The sequence below is a fragment of the Peterkaempfera griseoplana genome, from assembly GCF_001418575.1.
Lineage (GTDB): Bacteria > Actinomycetota > Actinomycetes > Streptomycetales > Streptomycetaceae > Peterkaempfera > Peterkaempfera griseoplana.
Genome location: NZ_LIQR01000783.1, coordinates 1 through 2,359, shown reverse-complemented (window position 1 = coordinate 2,359; position 2,359 = coordinate 1). Strand labels below are relative to the sequence as shown.

Below are 2,359 nucleotides of genomic sequence, written 5' to 3'. Positions count from 1 at the left end.
GCTGCGGCGGCTGCGCCGCGCCGGGGCCCCGGTGACCTGTCTGACGCCCTTTCCGGCCACGGCCTATCCCCAGGCGATCCGGCGGACGGTGCCGCTCGTCCCGCTGGAACGCCGCACCTCGATCCGCTTCGCCCACGCCGAGACACGGCGGTTCCGGGACCGGGGGCCGCGCGGATGACAGCGGTGCGCTCCCGGCGGGAGGCGACCGACCTGATCGACGAGGTGCGCCGGGAACAGCCGCAGGTGGTGCTGCTGGCCCGCGCGCTCTGCCTGGCCGCGCACGCCGAGCCGGAGATGGTGCGGCGCGCCAGGCTGGCGTTCCTGCCGCACGGCGGACTCGCCGTGGAGGCGCTGCTCTGGTTCTCCCCGCTGGTGGAGGCCGCCGACAGCCGGGCCCTGGTGCTCGACCCCGCCGTCGCCACCGAGCTGCGCCGGGAGCTGGCCGCCGCCGACCGGGCCGCGCTGGCCGAGGTGAGGGCCTTCACCGAGGCCCAGCACCGGCAGGCGCCGCCCGCGGTACGTGCCTTCGAGCGGCTGCTGTGGGCGACCGCCGGGGACCGGGAGCTGACGGCGGAGGCCGTACGCCGGGAGCTGGAGCCCTTCGAGCGGGCGCTGGCCCGGGAGGACGGATCGGCGGACGAGGTCGGCCGCTGGCTGCTGCACTTCCTGCCCCGGCTGCCCGGCCCGGTCCGCGACACCGAGGCCGCCTGGCGGCTGAGGGTGGCCGCGGCCGAACGGCTGGGACTGGACCTCCCCCGGGAGATGACGGTCGACCGCGACCCCGAGGAGCTGCTGGCGGCGCGGGCGCTGGTGCGCGGCCAGGTGGCGGTGGGTGTGCGGCTGACCGCCGACGGGGTGCTGCTGAGCCGCCCGCCGGCCCGCGACGCCCGGGTGTGCACGGTGGCGGGCGCGGCCCGCGCCCGGCTGGCGCTTCGCGGGGCGCTGCCCGGCGCCGAGTCGTTCTCGCTGGACCTCTACGACGGCCAGCAGGCCGCCGTACGGCTGGATGTGGTGGCCCGGCTGCTGCCGGACGGGGGGACGGCGCAGGCCCGGGTGGAGATGGACTCGGTGGTGCTCTGCGCGCACGGCGGCCCGGGCGACGGCTGGGCGGTGGCGGTGGGTGCGGGCGGCCGGACGGTCCTGCGGCTGGAGGGCGAGCAGGGGGCCGCCGCCGAGTTCGAGGGGCTGCCGCGGCTGCTGGCGGTGACGCCGGACGGCTCCGGTGCCGCACTCTCGGCCGGCGGCGCGGTACATCTGGTGACGGTACGTCCGACCCAAGGCGTCCAGGCGGAGCCGCTCGTCCTGGAGCAGGAGCCCGCCGCCCTCGGCTGGCTGGGCACGGATCCAGGACCGGCACTCGTCACCATGACGCGCCGTCAGCTCATGCTCCACCCGCGGGACGGAGGCCCCGCGACGGTGCTGGAGCATCCGGACGAGCTGGTACGGCTGTGGTGCTCGGGGGCCTCCCCGCTGCTGGCCGCCGCCGACACGGCCGGGCGGGTCCACCTCTGGCACTGCGGCGCCCCCGGCGCGCCCCGGCGTGTGTACACCGGCGAGCCCGGCGGCCGGGTGACCGCGCTCACCGGGGATCCGCGGTCGGGCCGCATCTGCTGGTCGGTGGCGGACGGCCGGGTACGGATCTGGGACCCGGCCACCGGAGCCGTACAGGAGCCGGGCCCGCTGCCGGGGCCGGCCAGCGGCCTGGCCCTGCGGCCCGGCGGGGACGGGCTGTGGGCGGCCGACGGCGGCACCCGGCTGGTCGAACTCGCCACGGAGCCGGGGACCGCGTCGCAGCCCCGTACCAGGACACTGCCCTTCGGCGTGCGCGACCTGTATGCGCTGGACGACGGCGGGCTGCTGCTGGCCGGCGCCGGCGGCCCCCTGGAGATCCGCTCCGAGGACGGCCGCACCCATGTCGCCGCGCCCGACCCGGCCCCCGCCCCCAGCGGCGGCGGCCCGGACTGGCTGCGGGACGCGGTGGGCCTGGAGACCGCGGTGGAGGCCCTGGAGGGGGAGGAGTCGGCCTCGCTGCTGCGTGCCGCGCGGGGCGCCGGGATCTGCCATCTCCTGGTCGACCTCAGGGGCGCGCACCGGGACGGACCGCTGCCCCGGCTCGCCCGCGAGGCGGCCGCCGCCGGGCTGCGGCTGGTCGCGGACCTCCACCCCCCGGAGGTGCCCGTCGGCGCGGACCCCTCGGCGGTCTGGACCCGCACCCTGGAGGACGCCGACGCCCTGCTGGCCCACACCGACGGACTGCGGCTGCTGCGCGGCGGCGCATGGCCGCCGGAGCTGGTCGGCGATCTGCGGCACCTGGTCGACGCCTATCCCGGAGCGGCGCTGCTGGCCGCCGCCGACCGCC

The 2,359-nt window shown here is 78.7% G+C and carries 1 protein-coding gene; it reads left to right on the top strand.

Annotated elements, in window-relative coordinates:
- Positions 1–174: 174 nt before the first annotated feature.
- The coding region (locus AOK09_RS36755; protein WP_157876205.1) for a WD40 repeat domain-containing protein at positions 175–2,359 on the top strand (2,185 nt) is incomplete at its 3' end.